This is a genomic window from Oleiphilus sp. HI0125, assembly GCF_001635355.1.
This window is the reverse complement of sequence record NZ_LWGF01001272.1, coordinates 1-1,075: the sequence shown is the minus strand read 5'-3', so window position 1 is coordinate 1,075 and position 1,075 is coordinate 1. Positions and strand designations below refer to the sequence as shown.

General features: G+C 44.5%; 2 protein-coding genes. One reads left to right on the top strand and one right to left on the bottom strand.

Annotated features, from left to right (window positions below; genetic code table 11):
- Positions 1 to 334 (bottom strand): DUF5610 domain-containing protein (locus A3762_RS22070; RefSeq protein ID WP_197469490.1); only part of this gene is annotated, 334 nt, incomplete at its 3' end.
- A 202-nt stretch (positions 335 to 536) separates the two neighbouring features.
- Here A3762_RS22070 and A3762_RS22065 point away from each other — a divergent pair.
- Positions 537 to 986, top strand: coding sequence for a YHS domain-containing (seleno)protein (locus A3762_RS22065; protein WP_068755541.1), 450 nt, complete (start codon positions 537 to 539; stop codon positions 984 to 986).
- Positions 987 to 1,075 lie beyond the last annotated feature (89 nt).

Below are 1,075 nucleotides of genomic sequence, written 5' to 3'. Positions count from 1 at the left end.
GATCAAGACTTGCAATGTCTTCGCGCGCTAACTGAAAACCTTTTGCAACGCCTTCTCTTGCCTGCGCTATTAGATCTTCTAATTCAGCCTGACTCGCGCCTTCGTTTCGACGCTCAGTAATACGCTGTTCGATAAACCCTGAGACAGTATCCACTACCTTCTGAACGTCAAAAACCTTGTTCCCTGGGTCATTTTCGGGTGATGGTTTTACATCGACACCCATCCCACGCTTCAAGCCCTGAGAGAAAAGCGTTGCAGTATCGCTCGGACGCTCTGAAACAAGACCATTATCCGCGCGTACATTCGGTGTTAAGTTATTGAGAAAAGAAACCACGTGTCTCCACCCTACTGAGGTATTGATTACATTTACTATGGTACGTTATCGACCGAAAACTAGGACCCTTTAAGTACAAAAAGTGCAAATTTATTTCGCTTTATTTCTTCGATCTATTTCGCCCTCTATGTCGTAGCTAAACTTGCGTGAAACTTTTTCACTAACGACTAGTCTACAGGGCACAACGAAAAGGTCTTAAACTATGCAAACACTATTACGCTACCTTAGTTTCGTCACCCTTCTTACTCTGTTTATATCACCTGCAAATGCCGTGGAACAGGTTTATACAGATTTCTTTGGCAAGGCGATTGAAGGCTACGATCCAGTCGCATATTTCTCCCAATCGAAGCCCGTCAAAGGCGAAAGTGAGTTTACGTATGAGTGGAATGGCGCAACCTGGTACTTTGCAAATGCAGAAAACAAACAGCTGTTCATTGATAACCCTGAACAGTTCGCACCACAATATGGTGGCTATTGCGCATGGGCTGTTAGCCAAGGTTACACGGCAAAGATTGATCCTGAAGCTTGGCGCATTCACGAGGGCAAGCTCTACCTAAACTACAACCAGTCAGTGCAATTTACCTGGGCAAAGGACATCCCAGGAAACGTTAGTCGCGCCGATAAGAACTGGCCGAAACTCACATCAAATTAAGCAGAGAGAACTAGTTGATTAAACAAGACAGTGTAATTCGTCTGCCAGAATTTGTAGGTGTTCGATTACTTTAAAACCTACGCATGTTC

What these genes read in the sequence shown, in the direction of transcription:
- A3762_RS22065 (WP_068755541.1), top strand. Translation starts at nt 537, where the DNA reads ATGCAAACACTATTACGCTACCTTAGTTTCGTCACCCTTCTTACTCTG.